Origin of the sequence: Nocardiopsis lambiniae (genome assembly GCF_031845465.1) — a bacterium.
Classification (GTDB): domain Bacteria; phylum Actinomycetota; class Actinomycetes; order Streptosporangiales; family Streptosporangiaceae; genus Nocardiopsis; species Nocardiopsis lambiniae.
Genome location: NZ_JAVREP010000027.1, coordinates 12,180 through 31,118, shown reverse-complemented (window position 1 = coordinate 31,118; position 18,939 = coordinate 12,180). Strand labels below are relative to the sequence as shown.

At 70.9% G+C, this 18,939-nt stretch carries 15 protein-coding genes; 5 read left to right on the top strand and 10 right to left on the bottom strand.

Annotated elements, in window-relative coordinates:
- Positions 1-284: 284 nt before the first annotated feature.
- Positions 285-1,700 carry a DUF6177 family protein gene (locus RM479_RS25315; RefSeq protein ID WP_311514205.1) on the bottom strand — a complete coding sequence of 472 codons (1,416 nt, stop codon included), beginning with the start codon at positions 1,698-1,700 and terminating at the stop codon, positions 285-287.
- Between the two features lie 241 nt (positions 1,701-1,941).
- Here RM479_RS25315 and RM479_RS25310 point away from each other — a divergent pair, with 241 nt between their 5' ends.
- On the top strand, positions 1,942-2,370 hold the full coding sequence (locus RM479_RS25310; RefSeq protein WP_274808835.1) for a hypothetical protein: 429 nt from the start codon (positions 1,942-1,944) through the stop codon (positions 2,368-2,370).
- 20 nt (positions 2,371-2,390) lie between these two features.
- Here the strand turns inward: RM479_RS25310 and RM479_RS25305 are convergent, their stop codons facing one another.
- Positions 2,391-2,858, bottom strand: a complete 468-nt coding sequence (locus RM479_RS25305; RefSeq protein WP_311514204.1) for an Lrp/AsnC family transcriptional regulator — start codon at positions 2,856-2,858, stop codon at positions 2,391-2,393.
- Between the two features lie 143 nt (positions 2,859-3,001).
- Between RM479_RS25305 and RM479_RS25300 the strand changes: the two genes are divergently transcribed.
- From RM479_RS25300 to pta, 3 genes are all read left to right on the top strand, one after another.
- A complete protein-coding gene (locus RM479_RS25300; protein ID WP_311514203.1) occupies positions 3,002-4,624 on the top strand; it encodes an alpha/beta fold hydrolase in 1,623 nt (540 codons plus the stop codon).
- A gap of 81 nt (positions 4,625-4,705) precedes the next feature.
- Positions 4,706-5,545: a GNAT family N-acetyltransferase gene (locus tag RM479_RS25295; RefSeq protein ID WP_311514202.1), complete on the top strand. Its 840-nt coding sequence runs from the start codon at positions 4,706-4,708 to the stop codon at positions 5,543-5,545.
- 47 nt (positions 5,546-5,592) lie between these two features.
- Entirely contained in the window at positions 5,593-7,638 is a 2,046-nt protein-coding gene (pta, locus tag RM479_RS25290) for a phosphate acetyltransferase (protein ID WP_311514201.1), read from the top strand.
- A 25-nt stretch (positions 7,639-7,663) separates the two neighbouring features.
- Here the strand turns inward: pta and RM479_RS25285 are convergent, their stop codons facing one another.
- The 8 genes from RM479_RS25285 to RM479_RS25250 form a co-directional block, all read right to left on the bottom strand.
- On the bottom strand, positions 7,664-8,227 hold the full coding sequence (locus tag RM479_RS25285) for a Pycsar system effector family protein (protein WP_311514200.1): 564 nt from the start codon (positions 8,225-8,227) through the stop codon (positions 7,664-7,666).
- The gene (locus RM479_RS25280; protein WP_311514199.1) at positions 8,224-9,327 is read right to left on the bottom strand and encodes a hypothetical protein; all 1,104 of its coding nucleotides are present in this window, start codon (positions 9,325-9,327) and stop codon (positions 8,224-8,226) included. Before RM479_RS25280 ends, RM479_RS25285 begins: the two co-directional genes overlap by 4 nt.
- Entirely contained in the window at positions 9,324-10,811 is a 1,488-nt protein-coding gene (locus RM479_RS25275; protein ID WP_311514198.1) for a hypothetical protein, read from the bottom strand. Before RM479_RS25275 ends, RM479_RS25280 begins: the two co-directional genes overlap by 4 nt.
- A gap of 1 nt (position 10,812) precedes the next feature.
- Positions 10,813-11,934, bottom strand: coding sequence for an OmpA family protein (locus RM479_RS25270; RefSeq protein ID WP_311514197.1), 1,122 nt, complete (start codon positions 11,932-11,934; stop codon positions 10,813-10,815).
- 248 nt (positions 11,935-12,182) lie between these two features.
- Positions 12,183-13,253 carry a hypothetical protein gene (locus tag RM479_RS25265; RefSeq protein ID WP_311514196.1) on the bottom strand — a complete coding sequence of 357 codons (1,071 nt, stop codon included), beginning with the start codon at positions 13,251-13,253 and terminating at the stop codon, positions 12,183-12,185.
- Positions 13,250-15,802 (bottom strand): hypothetical protein, encoded by a 2,553-nt coding sequence (locus RM479_RS25260; protein WP_311514195.1) that lies wholly within the window; start codon positions 15,800-15,802, stop codon positions 13,250-13,252. Before RM479_RS25260 ends, RM479_RS25265 begins: the two co-directional genes overlap by 4 nt.
- A 24-nt stretch (positions 15,803-15,826) precedes the next feature.
- Positions 15,827-16,561: a hypothetical protein gene (locus tag RM479_RS25255; RefSeq protein ID WP_311514194.1), complete on the bottom strand. Its 735-nt coding sequence runs from the start codon at positions 16,559-16,561 to the stop codon at positions 15,827-15,829.
- A gap of 83 nt (positions 16,562-16,644) precedes the next feature.
- Positions 16,645-17,325, bottom strand: a complete 681-nt coding sequence (locus RM479_RS25250; RefSeq protein ID WP_311514193.1) for a Crp/Fnr family transcriptional regulator — start codon at positions 17,323-17,325, stop codon at positions 16,645-16,647.
- Between the two features lie 364 nt (positions 17,326-17,689).
- Between RM479_RS25250 and RM479_RS25245 the strand changes: the two genes are divergently transcribed.
- A complete protein-coding gene (locus RM479_RS25245; RefSeq protein WP_311514192.1) occupies positions 17,690-18,910 on the top strand; it encodes a multidrug effflux MFS transporter in 1,221 nt (406 codons plus the stop codon).
- The last annotated feature ends 29 nt before the right edge of the window (positions 18,911-18,939 follow it).

Sequence of the window (18,939 nt, the reverse complement as noted above, 5' to 3'; positions counted from 1 at the left end):
GGCGCCCGGATCATGGGGGTTTCAGAGGCATTATGCTGACGCGCCATCACAGTCGGGGTTCCGTTCCACACGGAATCCCGACGCTCCGTCGTCACCCTGAACGCGCTCATCAGCGCGAAGGGTCACGGCCTGAAGATCACGAACGGTGGATCGTGACATGCGTCACCCACCATGGATCTGTGGAGAAGTGACGGGTGTGCTTCCTGAGCCATGTCCTCTGTCGCGGTGGCCGGGCCTCGGAACACGGCCGGCGGGAAGACCCTTCACCCCTCACCTCTCACCCCTCATGCGCGGGCGACGGAGGACAGATAGGCCAGCTGCTTCTCCACGAGCCCCAGGGTCCGCAGCGGCGACTCCACGTCGCCCAACGCCGGGTACCAGGCCGCGCCCTTCCCATCGGGCCCGAGGAGGGTCCCCTTGATCGGACCCGCCTGGGCGCGACGGCGTCCGATCCGCTCCAGGCGTTCCGTGCCGATGGCCACACCGAGCGGGATCGCGGGCCCCGACCACACCGGCGCGTACAGGGTGTCCTCGGCCCCCGGGAGGCGGCGGACGCGCAGACCCTCCAGGCCCCCCTCCTCGGCCAGCGCCTCCACCAGGGTGGGAAGCACGTCGAACGGAACCGAACCCGCCTCCTCGAACCCGATCACCAGGGAGATCCGCTCCATGACCTTCCTCTCCCGCCAGGAGACCCGGATCTGACCGGAGAAGGTCCGCCCGATGCCGGGGGACCCGGTGAAATGGAGGATGAGCGGCTTGGGCGCGCGTCTTCGCGCGAACGCGAGCAGTCGCTCCCGGTCCCACCGCCGCAGCGCCGGCTCGTGGGGACCCCACCCGGCGGGGGCGGACCGGGCCAGGTGGTCGGCCACGATCTCGGCCGCGCGGCCCAGGCGCGGAGACGACGGATCCCCATGGACCACGGAGAGGTCGGCCGCGATCTGCGTGCCCGTGATGGACGAGGGGTTCTCCACGAACCCGGGCACCGGCTCGGCCCCGGGTTCCCGGGCCGCCCAGTTCGGGCCGACCGGTTCCCTCTCCGCGAAGAACCCGTACTCGTCGTCCCAGCGCACCGGCAGCCCGGTGAGGCCGTCGTAGTGCTCGCCGGAATCGCCGCGCACCACCCATCGGCCCAGCGGGCCGGCCAGGAAGGTGCGCGTCCCGTAGGTCAGCCGCGACGTCGGCGGGGTGAGCACCTGGAGCATCTTCCGACCGGAGTGGGTGGCCACCGCGTCGGAGAGCCAGGAGGAGAACGGCACCACGGGGCGATCCTGGGCGACCAGCAGCGCCTTGGTCGCGACCCGTTCGACGGCCGGGTGTTCGGGCTCGTCCCACAGGCCGAAGTCGGCCGTGCCCGAGGTCCACACCGAACCCCCGAGCCGCAGTGCGAGCCCGTCCGCGAACCGGTGCGCCACCTCCCGTCCCGTCGCGTCGGGCCGGGACCGGACCTCCACCCACCAGCAGGGATCCGGGAGGCCCGCGGAGATGTCGGAACCGAGGAGGCGGTCGATCTCGTCCCGGTGCTCCACCCGTTGTCCGGGCTCCAGGGTGGCGAGAAGGTGGTCGTCCCCGTCCCGGATCTGGAGGACGTCGGTCTCCCCGTGCCGGTGGAGGAACAGTTCCGGGTCGAGGTGTTCCAGGGCTCGAACGAGTGCCTGCTCATCGGGCTCACCGGCCACCAGGGCCACGACGTCGTAGCTCAACGACTCTCCTCACCGGGGGACGTGGAACACGGCTCCACCGACAGAGGCCGAACCGGGTCACCGTGCGCGGACGAGCATAGCCAGAACGTCACGGAACGTGTGGTTCGTCCCCCGGGTTCTCGGCTTTCCCCGGATCGGGACCGTCGGAGCGGTCGACCGCCCCGGGGCCGGGGGCGGGGGCGGAGCGAGGTCACGCCCCATGCCCCCACCCGGTCCGGGCGGGGCCGGTAACGTCGTGGGCGTGATCGAGGAGCTGTGGGCGGCCGGGGAGATGCCGTTCCGCGACGGGCTGTACCGGCCGGACGACACCGCCCTGGAGGTGGACGTGCCCGGACCCGGTGCCTACCATCCCGACGCCGGGCGGCCGATCCCCTTCCGGCTCGGCGGACCGCTGGACGTGGCCCGGGCGATCGAGGAGGACGGCGTCAACGAGGTCGATCCCTGGTTCGAGAGCCCCCTGCCGGACGGGTCGGGGTGGCTCACCGGTGGCGGCGGCGGGATGGGCAACATCGGTCACCTCGCCCGCCTGGACACCGACCGTTCGCTGCGGTGGGTGCTGCCCCTGTTCCACTCGAACCCGTTCCTGGGCGTGCGCCACGAGGGAACGGTGGCCGTGTTCGTCAACGACTGGAACAACCTGCTGCGCCTGGACCTCGCCGTCATCGGCTGACCGCGCGCTCCGGGACCGGGTCAGCTCCGGTTCTCGGCGCTGCCCGCGAGGATGGGTTGGTCCACCAGCCGTGACAGCACCAGGGTGCTCTTGGTGCGCACCACGAACGGTTCCGCGCCGATGCGCTCGATGACCTCCTCCAGGTGGCGGGTGTCGCGCGCCCGCACCTGCACGATGGCGTCGGCCTCGCCGGTCACGGTGCAGGCCGACGTGATCTCCGGGTACGCCGACAGGCCCGCGCGGATCTCCCCCGGGGAGGTCCGCGCACGGCAGTACAGCTCGATGAACGCCTCCGTGGTCCAGCCCACCGACTGGGGGTCGACCACCACGGTGAAACCGCGCACGGCGCCCGAGTCCACCAGCCGATCCACGCGGCGTTTCACGGCGGACGGACTGAGGCCGACCTGGCCGCCGATCTCCGCGAAGCTCATGCGCGCGTCCGCGCCGAGGATCGAGATGATCCGCTCATCGACACGATCAAGACGCATTGTGTCCCTTTGTCCACTTCTGATGCAGGCGGTCACATGCTACCGGCGCATACCGGGGTGGGCGGCCGTGTCGCTTCCGTACGTCACGTCAAGTGACATGGACAATACGATTGGTCATGAATCCTGGTTGAGGGAGTGGACACGTGCGAGCACCGACGCTGGCCGCCATATCCGTCGGAGCCCTTCTGGCCTCCCTGGTGGCGGCGGTCCCCGCACAGGCGGAAGGGGCTCGCGAGACCACCCGCATCGACCAGAAGGCCCTGCGCTGGATGCCCTGCGAGGACATCGAACCCCTGGGCGACGAGACCCTGGAGTGCGCGACCCTCACCGTCCCCATGTCCCGCAACGGCACCGACGGGGAGACCGTGCGGGTCGCCCTGTCCCGGGTGCCCGCCACCGGGACCGCCGAGCACACCCTGTTGGTCAACCCCGGCGGCCCCGGCAGCGCCGGACGACGGTGGGCCTCCTACACCCACAGGAGGATGTCGCCCGAACTGCGCGAGGTCTACGACGTCGTCTCCTTCGACCCGCGCGGCGTCGGCGCCTCCACCCCCTCGATCACCTGCGATCCCGCGTACTTCGACCCGCCCCGCCCCGACGGGGTGCCCGCCGACGCCGACGCCGAGGCCGTCCTGCGGGCCGACGCGGAGGCCTACGCCGCCGCCTGCGCCGAGAACACCGGCCCCCTGCTGGACCACGTGCGCACCGAGGACACCGCGCACGACATGGACGCCATCCGGATCGCCCTCGACCTGGAGGAGATCGACTATCTGGGCTACTCCTACGGCAGCTACCTCGGCACCGTCTACTCCGCCCTCTACCCCGACCGGGTCCGCGCCCTGGTCCTGGACAGCGTCGTCGGCCCCGACAACCCCTGGTACGAGAGCAACCTGAGGCAGAGCGCGGCCCTGGACCGGTCGGCGCGCGGCTTCTTCGAATGGGTCGCCCGCCACCACGCCTCCTACGGTCTGGGCGCCGACGCCGAAGAGGTCGAGGCCGCCTATTACGGGCTGCGCTCGGAGTTGGCCCGGGACCCCATCGACGGCGTCGTCGGCCCCACCGAGCTGGAGAGCTCCGTCATCGTGGTCGCCTACAGCGGCGGCACCTGGCCCGCGGTCGCCGCCGCCCTGGCCGACCGGATCGTCGACGGCGACGCCACCGCCCTGAAGAGGCTGCACGCCGCGTACGGAGAGACCGCCGAGTCCGACAACGGCTACGGCGGCTACCTGGCCGTGCAGTGCACCGACTCCCGGTGGCCCAAGGACTGGGCCACCTGGCGCACCGACACCGAGGAGGTCCACGACACGGCCCCCTTCATGGCCTGGCACAACACCTGGTACAACGCTCCCTGTGCCACCTGGGACGCCGAGGTCGAGGACTGGTTCCAGGTCGGCTACGGCCCCTACGAACACCCCGCCTACCGCGGCGACGCCCTGATCGTGCACGCCACCGGCGACGGCGCCACCCCCGTGGAGGGCTCCCACGCCCTGCGGAACCGGCTGCCCGGTTCGGCGCTGGTCATCGAGGAGGGCGGCCTCACCCACGGCGTCTCCCTCACCGGCAACGCCTGCGTCGACGAGATCGTCCGGGGCTATCTCCTGGACGGGGAACTGCCCGAGCGCGTGCGGGGCGACGGCCCCGACACCGTCTGCCGGGCCCGCCCCGAACCCGCCCCCCGCGCACCGCAGAGCGCGGCCGACCCGCTGCTCGACCGGCTCGGCTCCGTCGCCCTGGAACGCCCCACCGGGGCCGGGACGCCGGAATGACGGTGGAATAGGCTGGAAGCGGCGCGAACGGATCGGCTTCCGCCGTCGCGAGGGCGACGACGGGCGGATGGGGGAGATGCGATGCTGCGGACCTCGCCGGTGAGGATTCTCGGTGAACGGGACAGGGAGGCCGTGCGCGCCCTCCTGGACATGGATCCGGTGGGGAACGTGTTCGTCGCCTCCCGACTGATGACCGCCGGCCTCTCCGCCGGTAACGGGACCGAGGTGTGGGGCCACGTCGATCACGGTCGACTCACCGCGCTGTGCTACTCCGGCGCCAACCTGGTCCCGGTCAACGCCGGCCCGGCGGCCATCCGCAGTTTCGCCGACCACGCCCGCTGGCGGGGCCGGCGCTGCTCGTCCATCGTCGGTCCGGTCGACGCCGTCAGCGACTTCTGGCAGCAGGTCACCCCCGCCTGGGGGCCGGCCCGGGTGATCCGCGCCAGCCAGCCCGTCCTGGAGATCTCCGGCCGCCCCGCCGTTCCCGCCGACCCGCTGGTGCGCCGGGTCCGCGTCACCGAACTCGACATCCTCGTGCCCGCCTGCGTGGCCATGTTCACCGAGGAGGTCGGGGTCCCGCCGGACTCCGGCGACGGCGGCTCCCTGTACCGGGCCCGCGTCGAGGAACTGGTGCGCACGGGGCGGGCGTTCGCCCGCATCGAGGACGGCCGGATCGTGTTCAAGGCCGAGGTCGGCGCGGTCACCCCCCAGGCCTGCCAGATCCAGGGTGTGTGGGTGCACCCGGACCTGCGCGGCCAGGGGCACGCGGCGGCCGGCATGGCCGCCGTCGTCGAGCACGCCCTGGCCGAGATCGCGCCCCGGGTCACCCTGTACGTCAACGACTTCAACACCCCCGCCCGGGCGACCTATCGCCGGGTCGGTTTCCGCCAGGTCGGAGAGGTCATGTCGGTGCTCTTCTGACCGCGCGGCCGATCACGCCCACCGCACGCAACGGGAGGACGACGACGGTGCACGGTGTCTACATCGCTTCCAGCGACGCCGACGGGGACAAGAGACCCGTCGCCCTGGGCCTGGCCGAACTGCTGGCGGGGACCGTCGACCCCATCGGTGTCTTCCGGCCCGTCGTCGGGGCCGGCGGGCCCGATCCGCTGGTGGAGACCATCCGCCGCAGGTTCAAGATCGCCGCCCCCTACGAATCCTGCGTCGGGGTGGTCTACGACCGGGTCCACGACGACCCCGAACAGGCCATGGCCGAGATCGTCGCCGCGTACGGGGCCCTGTCCGCCGGCTGTGCGGCCGTCGTCGTCCTGGGCACCGACTACACCGACGTCGTCACCCCCACCGAGTTCGCGTTCAACGCCCGCATCGCCGCCAACCTGGGCACCCCCGTCATGCTCGCGCTCTCCGGACGGGGCCGCTCCGACGAACAGGTCCACGGCGCCGTCGCGGTCGCCCGGGCCGAGGTCGAACGCGAACACGCCGCCCTGCTCGGCACCGTCGTGGGCCGGGTCGAACCCGACCGCGTCGAACCGCTGCGCGCCGCCGCGGCCGGCCGCTGGTCGGTGCTGCCCGACGTGCCCGGACTCACCGTGCCCACCGTCCGCGACCTCCAGGGCGCCTGCGGCGGACGCCTGCTGTTCGGTGAGGACAAGCGCACCGGCCGGGAGGTCTCCGGCATCCTCGTCGCCGCCATGTCCCTGCCCCACATCCTGGACCGGATGAGCGACGACAGCGCCGTCATCCTCCCCGCCGACCGGGCCGGCGCGGTCCTGCCCGCCCTCATCGCCGCCCACCTGTCCCCGGACTTCCCGGCGATCGCCGGGGTGTTCCTCAGCGGTGACATCGACGACGACATGCCCGAACCCGTCTGGCGGCTGCTGGCCGGAATGCACGTGCGGGTGCCGGTCGTCGCCACCGGCCTGGACACCTTCACCGCCGCCACCCTGCTGGCCGACGTCCGAGGCGGGGGCGCGCCCCTGCCCGACCACAAGGTCGAGTCCGCGGTCGCCGCCTTCGACTCCGGTGTGGACGGCGACGCCCTCCTCGAACGCCTCCAGGTGACCCGCACCGACACCGTCACCCCGCTCATGTTCGAGTACACCCTGCTGGCCCGCGCCCGTGACGACCGGCGCCGCATCGTCCTGGCCGAGGGAACCGAGGAACGGGTGCTGCGCGCCGCCGATCTCGTCCTGCGCCGCGACATCGCCGACCTGACCCTGCTGGGCGACCCCCGCGACATCCGCGCCCGCGCCGCCGACCTGGGCCTGGACGTGTCCGCCGCCGACCTCGTCGCCCCCGACGACTCGCCGCTGCGGGAGGAGTTCGCCGCCGAGTACGCGCGGCTGCGCGCCCACAAGGGGGTCACCGTGCGGCTGGCCCGCGACACCGTGCGGGAGGTCTCCTACTTCGGCACGCTCATGGTCCACCTGGGATACGCCGACGGCATGGTCTCCGGCGCGGTCCACACCACCGCCCAGACCATCCGGCCCTCCTTCGAGATCCTGCGCACCTCGCTGGTCTCCAGCGTGTTCTTCATGTGCCTGGCCGACCGGGTGCTCGTCTACGGCGACTGCGCCGTGGTCCCCGACCCCACCGCCGAACAGCTCGCCGAGATCGCCGCCGCATCCGCCGACACCGCCGCCCGCTTCGGCGTGGAACCCCGGGTCGCCATGCTGTCCTACTCCACCGGCGCCTCCGGCGGCGGCGTCGACGTCGACAAGGTCCGCACCGCCACCGAACTGGTCCGCGAACGCCGCCCGGACCTGCCGGTGGAGGGACCCATCCAGTACGACGCGGCCATCGACCCCGGGGTGGCCCGCACCAAGCTCCCCGACAGCCGGGTGGCCGGACGCGCCACCGTGTTCATCGTTCCCGACCTCAACACCGGCAACACCCTGTACAAGGGCGTCCAGCGCAGCGCCGGGGCGGTCGCCGTGGGCCCCGTCCTCCAGGGGCTGCGCCGCCCGGTCAACGACCTGTCCCGGGGGGCGACCGTGCGGGACATCGTCAGCACCATCGCCATCACCGCCGTCCAGGCCCGGTCCGGGGACTGACACCGGCCCCGGCCGGGCGGGCTCCTCAACGGAGGTGCCGGGCGACGAGCACCCCTATCAGGCACACCGTCGACGCCCCCGACAGCAGGATGCCCGCCCGCAACAGCAGGTATTTCAGCACGACGATGCGTGACACCTCCCTCAGCTGGGACACCACCCGGTCCAGCTCCAATTCCGCGGAGGCTGTCAGTCCTTCGCGCAGCGACACATCGTCGGGGTGCGCGACGACGTCCCCGTAGAACCCCACCGCCCCGGCGGGGGTGCGCGGCCCTCGGATCCGGGGGAACACCGCGGCTCCGAAGCACCCGATCCCGGCCAGGGCGGTCGCGGCTCCCGTCCACCACAACGCCCGCCAGGGAAGGGGGAGCCCTTCGGTGAGGTCGACGTCCGAGAGCAGCGGCCCCAGCACCGCGCCGATCGCCACCCCCATGGCGGCCGACAGGATCGCCGCCTTCTGGTCGGCCCGGACGATCTCCTCCCGGGTGTCCGCCAGAAGCCCGAGGGCGTAGGTGCGCGTGCGCTCCTCCCCTCCCTCCCCGGGTCCGTCCCGGTCGGCCAACCGCAGCAGGAAGGCGTTCCACGAGCTCACTCCTCCTCACCGACCCCTTCCACGATGTGCTTCAACCGGCGGAGCAGCCGGTCGGGGTGGTGGACGGTGAGGTTGTGCACGGCCACCTCCACATGCCCGACCAGCGGAGGAACACCGGGGGCGGTCTCTGAGTCTCCGGGGAGTTCGGCGCCGAACATGTTCCCCCGCAGCACGAACAGGGCTTGGGCCAACTGCTCGGCCTGGGCGTTGCCCAGCTCGCACTCCGTGTGGCATCGGTGGTGTACCGCCTGCCACGCCGCGACATGTGCGCGGATCGCGGCCCTGGCCCGGCTCCGGGTCCTCCGCCAACGGCGGATGGTCAACGCCTCCTGACGGCGTCGACGCGCCCCCCGGAAGAACTCGCGCAACCCCCCCAAGAGCGCCCCCGGGCTGATCGCCGCCTCACTGCGCGGGATCCGTGCCGGGACCTGCGCGAGCGCCGCCACCAGCCCGGCGAGTGCGCCCAGACCCGCGAGCAGGGGGTCCTCTCCGGTCAGCGTCCACAGCCACAGGCCGATCAGCGCCGACAGTGACGCCGTGCCCAGGAAGAACACCGTCACGGCGAACACCGACCAGCGCACGCCCTCCGGTGTGCCCGGGACGCCACGGCGCAAGCCGATCGCGCTTCCGGAGACCGCGAGCGCGATCAACAGGCCCGGAACCCAGAGGACGGTCGTGGGAGGTGAGGTCGCCCCCTCGGCGAGGGACAGGGACAAGTCGGCCAGATGGGCTCCGGACCACCCGGCGAGGGCCGCGGTGATCAGCGCGGACGCCGCGCGGGCGGCGGTTCCCCAAGAGAGGGCCGGGGTCCCCTCGGCCTCCTCCGGTTCGGGGACCATGTCCTCGTACAAGGGGGGCATGGGGTCGGGAGGAGTGACCAACTCGTCGTCGGGGTCCTCTTCCGCACGCACGCGCGCGGGCGGCGGATCGGTCTCCTCCAACAGTTCCAGACGCTCCTCCGCGGTCGCGTGGGTGGCGGCCAAGGCCCGTGCCTCGTCGGCGATCTCGCACAACCGCGCCATGGTCTCGGCCTGTGCGACCGCGGCCCGCTGTTCCCGCTCCCGTAGTTCCTGCTCTTCCCGCAACGTCGTCTCGCTCATCCGCCGGCCTCCGCCCGCTCGTCCTCCACCCGGTCATCGACCGCTGGCGTTCCCTCGACCGGCTCCTCCACCTCCGGCAGGGTGGTCAGATCGCGCAGTTCCCTCCGGAGCGATTCCGGGTCGTACCGGCGCAGTTGTTCGTTGACGGACCCCACCGGACCCAGGGCCGGAGGAGGCACGGGGACCTTCTCGAAGGTGAGGAAGAACGCCTCGATCTCCTCGTCGTCGGGGACGCGGCTCAGCCTGTGCACCCCCTTGCCCCGATCGGCCAGGACCGCGGGTTCGGGCGCCTCCGATCCGGATCGGCCGGAGCGATGGCGGGCGGGCAGGATCGCTCCGCTCCACACCCGGTCCATCTCGATCCTGGCCAGACTCAGGGCCTCGTCCCGATGCCGGTACAGGGTGTCGTCGCATACGGCCAGGTGCTCCAGTGCGTCGGACACCTCATCGGCGGCCCGGGAGACCCGTCGGTACGCCCTGCCGGCTCCGGAGCGTGCGCTGGTGAGCTTCTCCAGGTAGGGGTTGTGCACCAGCATCTCCAGGACCAGGGCCCCCAGCCCCAGGGTGAAGATCAGCAATGCCACGTACCCACCGGGCAGCAGCGCGAGTTGCTCGTCCGTCCAGGTCCGGAAGAAACCGAACAGGGTCACCACGGCCAGGGACCAACCTGCCAGCACCAGGGCCGTCAGCGGGAAGACGTATCGCTCTCCGAGACGGTGCGCGTTCCACCGCGTCCGTTGCGCGGTCCGCTCCATCCAGGGACGCGGCCGTCCGTCTCCTCGGACGGCTTCGGGAGGGGGCGCCGGCCGTTCCCGGTAGGAGGCACGCAGGTGCCACAGCGCGCTTCCCAGGATCCGCCCGGACACCCACACCATCAACGCCACCAGGGCACCGAGCATCGGTCCCAGCGCCCACAGCAGTGGATTGGTGGTCTCCGTGCCGAACTCCCAGAAGATGACGAAGAACTTGTAGAAGAACCACATGTCCAGGGTCGCGAAGGCGCCGATCATGATCACCATGAAGACCTTCGTCCATCGGCTCGCCGGCATCTTGAGGTCGGCGGGCACGTGGGCGAACCTCTCCTTCAGGTTCGCGATGTCACGCCGGGCCACGGCGAGTTCCTTCCGGGCCTCGTCGGAGATCCGTCGCAACCGGTCCATCGCCCACCGGACCCGCTCGTGGGCGATGGTGTGGGTCGTCGCCACGGCGCCCAAGCGCGGTTCCTGATCCACCAGGACCTGGGTCGCGTTGCCGCGTCCCAATATCAGGAAGGCCATCTCGCCCGGTTCGACCAGTTCGGAACGGCCTTCGGGGTCGGGCTCGCCGCGTCGCTCCACCAGGGCTTCCACCGGCGGCTCCCCGTAGGGGGTGACCGAGGTGGAGCCGTAACGCCGGTCGATGGTGAACGGGTAGTCGTCCGGCTGCTCCCGTACCTCCTCGTCGTCGTCCTCGTACTCGTAACCGTCGTTCTCCCGATCGGTCACGTCACACCCCCTCGTCGGAGAAGGAGATCACCACGCGCCGGTTCGAGGCCGGGCAGGGATCGTCCACGTCGTCGTTGTCGTCGTAGTCGCCTGGGCACACGGGCTCGCTCTCACCCGCGCCGAGCGCCGACACGTTCGTGAAGCCGTGTTCCCGAAGGCGGTCGGCGACGTACTCGGCCCGCTTCAGCGACAGTCGTTCGTTGTAGGCCTCGTCCCCCTGGGAATCCGTGTGCCCCGTGACCGTCACCCGCTCGTCGGTGCACTCACGATTGTGTTCGGCCAGAGAGTCGAGGAGCGGGATCGCCTCGGAGTGCGCGGTCGCCGAATCGTGCGGGAACAACAGGTCGCCGTTCAGTTCTTGGACCCGGCACGGCTCCGACCAGACGGGCAGGACCACGACCGGGTCCTCCTGCTGTTCGGGCGGATCGGTGAACTCCCCGGTCCCCTCCACCCCGCGGAAGGCCGTCACCTCGCAGCCCTTCGTCGCCGAGGCCGCGCAGACCTCGCCCCACAGGTCGGCCAGCCAGGCCTCGCCCTGCCGGCCGTTCCCGTCCTGGGAGTTCGACCGGAGCCGGAGTGTGACCTCGACCCCGTCGAGGTCGTCGGCGGGCCATTCACCGGAGGCCCGGCAGTCCTCGACCACCCGACGCCCGATGTCTCCCGCGTCCGCCCACGCCTCGACCTTCGTGTTCAGGTCGGCGCAGCCGCTGTTGGACCGGCCATCGGTCACCACGACCAGTCGGCGCAGGCCCTCCCCGCCGCCCGAGGAGAAGTAGCCCTCCCCGTCGGCGAGGGCGCCCACCACGTCGCTGCCCTCGCTCAGCGCGCCGATGGCCAGTGCCGTCGGCAGGTACTCCTCGCGCAGGCAGGTGGCGAACTCCTCGCGGTCCCGTTCCACCAGGGATTCGGCGATGTCCGAAGGGCCCAGCACCCATGAGACGGAGCTGGAACGGGCCGAGGTGCCGTCGAACAAGCCGAGGGTGACCACGCGCCCACCCCGGCTCGCGTAGAACGCCGCGTCCGCGAGTTCCTCGACGATGATCTCGGTGGGATCCAGTACGGTTTCGCGGCTCTCCCACAGGGAGGCGGAGCGGTCCACCATGACGACGAGCTCACCGTCCACCGTCGTGGGGTCCGGGTTGGACGTTGCGTGGTCGCACGCCAGAACGGGAATCGGAGGCTCCAGGGAGGAACACCCGATCGAGACGAGGAGACACGGTAGGGAGGCCGAAGCGGCGACCGTTCGTGCGAGGGGGCCGGGGGACATGTGTTCTCCAACCGTGAAGCGAGAGGGAAGTGGTGTCGGTTTCCAGTCGATCGCCCGCGGATCCGGAAGACCCCCTACCAGGAGGGGATCTTCCGGACCTTTCCTCATCTTTCGGTCTCCTCCTCGGACAACCCGTCCTCCCGTACGTCGTCGAGGTCGGGTACGCCCAAGGTGTCCAGCAGCCGGGTCAGCGCGGCGTCGGACCCCAGGGCGAAGTCCATGGTCCGAACCCTGCCGTCGGATCCGTTGGCCGCCCACAGGTAGTCCGCCAACTCCGAGTGCAGCCGTGCGGCCTGCCCGTAGCGCTCCACGATCTGCCTCAGGACGGTCTCGGAGGCCTGGGACTGGTCCTCGGCGTGGGCCAACTGGAGTGCCATCAACTCGGTCCACCGGGCCTGTTCGGGGTCGCGCACCCCCATGGCGCGCAGGAGGGCCGTGATGGCCTCCCGCCAGGCCTTCTGTAGGGCGGTCGATTCGGTCAGCTGCCGACGACGGTCCAGTCCGTCGCCCGCCCGCGCGGTGACGCGCGTCCAGATCTGCTGTTGGAGCCGGCGGATCTCCGGACACGGGTCCACCCACAGGTGGACCCGCATGTGGTAGCCGTCACTTCCGGGCACGTGGATGCCCCTGGACCGGTGGGCGTCGACCCGACCGTCCGTGGAATCGGCGTTGGTCGGTTTCGCGGTGCTCTTGCGGGTGGACAGCAGTTCGGGCAGGACCTCGGCCAGGTGCGCCTCCAGTTCGGCCGCCTGGAACGGGGGATAGCCGCGGGCGATGGGCCGCACGACCGTCATCAGTTCATGGCGGATGGTGCGCTGTCGTTGTCGGATCTCCTCTTCGACCCGATCGCGCGAGGCAGCCAACTGCTTGGGCGAGTCGTCGGTGGCGGTGCCCTCCCAGATCACGTTGGCCCGCACCACGAACGTGAACCCGTCCCCTTGCGCCGGGGTCCGGAACTTGTCCAACGGCGGGGCCGTGACGAGGAAGGAATCGGAGTGGACGGTGGCGGGCGGCGGTACTCCGGGGGCCTCCAGGGAGGGGTGCTCCCGGCGCAGCCCCAGCAGGCGCAGCAACCGTTCCCAGCGTCGGCGCCAGGAACGGATCGACCACCACTCCCGCCACCGCTGCCTGAGCCGTCTGCGGGGAGGGGGAACGGGCAGGGGCCTGGGCATCATCGGTCTCCTCCTCGTGGGCCGTGCGACAGTTCCGGGGCGATGCGCTCACGGAGCAGGTAGTACTGGTCGAGGCGGGGACGGAGCCTCTTCAAGGCGTCCTGCTCGTAGATCCGCGTGAGCAGCCCGATCAGGTGCCCCCGCATCTCGAACGCGAGGGGCACGGGGGTGTCCGGGAGGGTGATGGGGGGACCTGCCTGGAGGTCCCATTGGAAGAAACGACTCCAGGCCTCCTGCTCGGTGTCCCGGTGGCCCAGCGCCACGATCCACAGCCGGTCGATCTGGTCCCGTACCTCCGGCGGCAGTCCTTCCGCGCCACGGACCAGCCAGGCCAGCAGGTCGAAGTGCCGGGGGTCGCCGTCCACCGGTCGTGTCCCGTCCTCGGGGGCGGGGTCGGAGTCGCTCCGCACGGCCGCGAGGTGGAGCAGTGTGCGACAGGCCAGCAGGATCATGTCCGACGAGCGGCTGCGCGACCAGCGCACCAGTTCGCGAACGACCGGTGCGCGCAACCCGATCCGGTAGGCGTTCACCGCGGTGATCCGGGTGACCCGCGCGTAGTACTCGGAGCGTCGATGGAGCAGCGATCCCAGTCGGCGGACCGGCATGATCCGTGCCCACTGACGGGTGTGCACACCGAGTCGGGCCGACTCGCCCAGCGCGGTCACCGCGTCCTCCCGGATCGGGGGGACCGACGCGGCGTAGGTACCGTAGGTGATCATGGCGATCAGCCAGTGCTTCAAGCGGGTGGCGAAGTCGTCGACGAAGGGCGAGGCCAGGTCGTCGGTGTCTGCCCAGGAACGCAGCAGTCGTGCCACCCGTTGGACGATGCGGTAGCGGGGATCTTCCCGTTCGCACCCCTCCAGGGCCTCCGGCCAAGGCGCCTGGTTGAAGACCAGCTTCTCCAACAGCCACGCGGCCGCCCACTGGCAGTGGACGGGGTGTTCGGACTTCCCGTCGCCCCAGCGTTCGACGGTCCGGGCCAGCACCGTGTTCGGGGCGTACCCCGCGAGCTGCGCCAGCGCCTGGGCGGCGGACACCACCACCGTGAGTTCCGCGTTCGGCTGTTCGCACAGCCGGGCCAGCCACTCCACGAGGAACCGTTGCGCCCGGGGGTGATCGTGCCAGGCCGCGTGGAGCAGTGCCAGGCCCAATTCCGGTCGGGCCAGCGCGAGGACGACGTCGCCGTCCTCTTCCACGGTCCTCATGTGCCGTAGCCGCTGTTCCATCGGCTCGGCGAAGGCCCGTTCGGCCGCGTCCCCCCGGTTCTTCCGATGGCCGTGCACGACCTCGTCCCACAGTTCGGCGGCCTCACTGATGTGCAGCGCCGGGTGGCGGTCCAGGACGGCCCCGGCCAGGACATGCGCGTGATCGGAAGCGGACCGTTCCGCTGTGGACGGCGCGAGTAACTCCCGTGCGCTGCGGTCCAACCAGCCTCGGCGCTGTTCGCGCACCTCCTCGTCCAGGGAGGGCACCTCGCCCTGGTCCCACAGGTCCAGGACGGTGGCGAGCAGGGTGGCCTCGGACGGGTCCCGCATGGTGTCGATCCACGAGGTGACCAGGTGCTGGGGATCGGCCCGGGCCCGATCCAGGATCTCCCGGGCCCGTTCCTCCGACGCGTTTCCGGCACGGTGAAGCAAGGCGGTGAGGTGGGCGAGGACCTGTCGGGCGGGGTCGGGAGGACGGTGGTCGACGAGGAGGGCACGCAGTGCCTCTGCCGGGGCCGGCTCGTCGACGAGGACGATCAACCGGCGATCGTGTTCGGCGAAACCCCCGAACGCCGAACGGAACCCGGCCTCCCCGAGTGTGCGCGGCCAGGACCGTCCGGTCGCGTCCAGGAGGAAGGCCGGACCGTTCTCCTTGTTCTCCACCTGCTCTCGGATCTCGTCCGGGCCCTCGTCGCAGGTGAGGATGCTGACACGCCGAGGTGTCGGGTTCGGCGGCCCGCTCAGGTGGTAGAGAGCCGTGGTCCGACGCCCGGAGCGGGCACCGGCCCGGAGCACCACGATGTGATCGGCGGCCAAGAGCCTCTCGATCCTTTCGCCCGCCACGTCGTCGGGGACGACGTAGTGGGCGCGGATGCGCTCCAGGTCGTCCACGCCGTAGTGACCGAGGGCCGTGGAACGGCTGAGACCGGGAGCGTAGTAGTTCTGGTGGAGGTCGCCACCGATGGACCCGTGGATGTTCCCCTGCGACGCGGACGAGTCGACCCTGAAGAAGGCACCTCCGGAGCCGTAGCCCAGTCGTTGCCCGTCGTTGGCCATGCCCGCGCGCCGGGGCGCCCACGCCGTCTCCCCTTCCGCCCACGAGCGCAGGTCCGGCTCGGGGTCGAGGACGGGACCGGCCTTTTCCTCGGGCCGCTTCTTCTCCTCGCCCGCCTCGCCCGGTCCGCCCGCTCCCTCCGCTGCGGCCTCGGAGCCCTCCGCCGGGCGCTTCCCGGCCTGGTCGGTGTCCGGCCGGGGCGTGTCCTGTTCGCCGGGCGGCGGAGCGCCGCTCTTCCTCCCGGGCTCCGACGGTTCGCCGTGTGGTTCCCCGTCCTTGTGGTTTCCGCTCATCGGACCATCCCTTTTCCGTGCGGGTCAGTGGAAGTGCTGCTCGATGGGCCCCTGGAAGTCACCGACGTTGGCTCCTTTGGAGCCGCGCAGGTCGATGGACTCGAAGACGGTCCGTTCCCCGGACGGTCGGCCCGAAGGAGCGGTGCTCTCAGGGGTTCCGCTCTGTTCGCCGGTGTCACTCGAAGGCTCCGGTACGCACACCCACACGCGTGCGGAGAATTCCTTGACACGGATCTCGTGGGGTGTGAACCGCCACCGGTAGAACTCGTGGTCCCTGTGGTCGACCACGTCGGTGTAGATCGCGTCGGACACCGCGATCACGAAATCGGCGTTCGGGTGATCCGTCAGAAGCCGGCGCAACAGGTCGGAGTCGCGCATGCGGCAGGCGGAGATCACCGCGTTGCCCACGAAACCGGCCTCTCCGATCGAGATGTTGCCCTGGTCGATGGCGACCCTCAGCCGTAACCGGTACTCGCTGTTCAGAGAGCGGTTGTGGTGGTGCAGCGCGGTGGCCAGACCACTCATGAAGTCCGAGATGGCCTCGCCCTCGACGATGCCGGGCGGGAGCAGGGCCACCTCCGCGTCACCTTGGGGCTGGCGCTCCCATTCCAGGCGACGCAGGGTGGCGTGGCGGTCCGAGGACTCCAGAACGCTCATGAGCCCGCGTTGCACGGCCTCCTGGCCGTGCCGGGTCCGGGAGCTGTACTTCTCGACATCCGCGGTCACCACGAGACGACGGAGCGGCTTGTTCGCGATCATCCGTATTCCTTGCCGGCGATGGAGCACATGGGCCGTGGGTGGCGGTCGTGCCCATGTTGAAGGCCGTCGTGGATCCGAACTCTCTACAAATGGGGGATTGCGAGAGAATTCGGAGGAAGCCCGGCTCTTCGGCAGAGTTCGTCGGCATCGGTCACGGTGAGGGTGCGATAGCCCGTGGTGACGACGCCCTTGTCGCGCAGCTCCGTCAGCGCCTTCTGCAGCGCCGCCTCGGAGGCGCTGATGATCGAGGCCAGTTCGGGCTGGGACACCCGGACGTTCAGGGAGAGCCCCTCCGGTGTGGGGACACCGTGGTCGCGGGCCAGGCGTAGCAGAACCCTGGCCAACCGGTCGGCGACATTGTGGGAGCTGTAGTCGAGGATCCTCTCGGTCGCCGAACGCAGTTTCGAACCGATGTAGGCGCTCATGGCCCGGCCGGCCGTGGGATGGTCGTCCAAGAACAGGTGGAACTCGCGGGCGGTCAGCACGCGGGTGGACACCGGGCCGGCCGTCTCGATGGTCGCCATGCGGGGGCTGTGGTCCATTCCGGCTATCTCGCCGACCAGATCCCCTCGTGATCGCAGGGCCAGGAGAACCGTCTTGCCGCTGTCGGAGTAGGTGATGACCTTCACATGCCCGTCGAGGACGACCAAGACGTGAGTGGTGCGCTCGCCGAGACGGATGAGAACGGTGTCGGCGGGGTGATCGACGCGTCTGCCGCGGTGAAGGAGATCGGTACGGGCGTGCTCGTCCAACTTGGCCAGCATGGACCGGGGAGGAAAGGGGGAGACCATCGGACTCCTGTATCACCACGGGGAGATGTGCGCCTCGGGTCGACCATCGGGGACGATCGACTCGTCACATAACCTGCGCCTCTTGACTCTCGGATAAACAGACCATCCGGAATGCGGGCAAAGGACAGGCTGAAATCCCAGGTAGGACCCCTGGCGGTAAGAGGAATGTAGACCTGCGGATAGGTCGCGCTTGCAGATATGCGCAGGTCCGAGGCGTTTCGCACACATCGGCGTCAGATGAGTGCTTCCGGCGTGTCGCCGGTATCCGGTCCCGGCTAGCCTGAGGGCGGTCCGAGGCGCCGTCGGCGCTGTCCGTCTCCGAGCCGAGAGAGCGCCGATGCCCCTCCGCAATCCGACCGGTGGCGCCCGCGTGTCCCTGGCCTTCCTCCTGGCGGCGTTGGCCGTGCTGGGGCCGCTCAACATCGACATGTACCTGCCGGCCTTCCCCGACATCGCCGCCGATCTGGACACCGGCGCCTCGCAGGTGCAGCTCAGCCTCACCGCGTGCCTCGTGGGCCTGGCCATCGGCCAGTTCATCGTCGGACCCGTCAGCGACGCGCGCGGGCGGCGGGGGCCGCTGCTCGTCTCCCTGGCCCTGTTCGTGCTGGCGTCACTGATGTGCGCGCTGGCCCCCGACATCGCGGTCCTGATCGCGGGCCGCTTCCTCCAGGGGCTCACCGCCTCCGCCGGGGTCGTGCTCTCCCGCGCCGTGGTGCGCGACGTGTTCGACGGCCACGAACTCACCCGCTTCTTCGCGCTGCTCATGGTGATCAACGCGGTCGCCCCGCTGGTGGCCCCGGTCGTGGGCGGCGCCCTGCTGTGGCCCTCCTCCGCCGGCTGGGAGATCGTCTTCCTGGCCCTGGCCCTGCTGGGCGTCGTCATCATCGCGATCACCGCGCTGCGCCTGCCCGAGACCCTGCCCCGCGAACGGCGCACCCCCGGCACGATCGGCGGCACCCTGCGCAGCATCGGGGAACTGCTGCGCGACCGGGTCTTCCTCGGATACGCGCTGGTCGCCGGGCTGCTGCACGGCGGCAGTTTCGCCTACGTCGCCGGTACCCCGTTCGTCTACCAGGACCTGCACGGGGTGTCCCCGCAGGTGTTCGGGGTGCTGTTCGGGATCAACGGGATCGCCATCATCGCCGGGAGCTGGGCCGTGGGCCGCTTCTCCCCCCGGTTCGGAGAACGCCGCCTCCTCGTGATCGCCGTGGTCGGCGCGGTCGCCGCCACCGGGATCCTGCTCGCCGCCACCCTGCTCCAGGGGCCGCTCGTCGCCCTCGTCGTGCCGATCTTCGCCTACATGACGTGCATGGGCATGATCCTCACCGGATCGTTCGCCCTGGCCATGGAGGGCCAGGAACGCCGGGCGGGCAGCGCGAGCGCCCTGCTGGGCGCCCTGTCCCCGCTGTGCGGCGCGGTGGTCGCGCCCCTGGTGGGGCTGGACGAGACCACGGCGGTGCCGATGGGGGCGCTGCTGTTCGGAACGTCCGTCGCCGGGCTGATCGTGCTGGTCACCATGACGTCCCGGGGCTCCCGCGTCCCCGTCGGCGAGGGCTGAGCCGGGTCGGTGGGCGGGGACCGCCCACC

Coding starts and splice junctions, on each gene's coding strand:
- RM479_RS25305 (WP_311514204.1), bottom strand. CDS start 2,858: ATGCGTCTTGATCGTGTCGATGAGCGGATCATCTCGATCCTCGGCGCG.
- RM479_RS25295 (WP_311514202.1), top strand. CDS start 4,706: ATGCTGCGGACCTCGCCGGTGAGGATTCTCGGTGAACGGGACAGGGAG.
- RM479_RS25280 (WP_311514199.1), bottom strand. CDS start 9,327: ATGAGCGAGACGACGTTGCGGGAAGAGCAGGAACTACGGGAGCGGGAA.
- RM479_RS25265 (WP_311514196.1), bottom strand. CDS start 13,253: ATGATGCCCAGGCCCCTGCCCGTTCCCCCTCCCCGCAGACGGCTCAGG.
- RM479_RS25260 (WP_311514195.1), bottom strand. CDS start 15,802: ATGAGCGGAAACCACAAGGACGGGGAACCACACGGCGAACCGTCGGAG.
- RM479_RS25255 (WP_311514194.1), bottom strand. CDS start 16,561: ATGATCGCGAACAAGCCGCTCCGTCGTCTCGTGGTGACCGCGGATGTC.
- RM479_RS25250 (WP_311514193.1), bottom strand. CDS start 17,325: ATGCTGGCCAAGTTGGACGAGCACGCCCGTACCGATCTCCTTCACCGC.
- RM479_RS25245 (WP_311514192.1), top strand. CDS start 17,690: ATGCCCCTCCGCAATCCGACCGGTGGCGCCCGCGTGTCCCTGGCCTTC.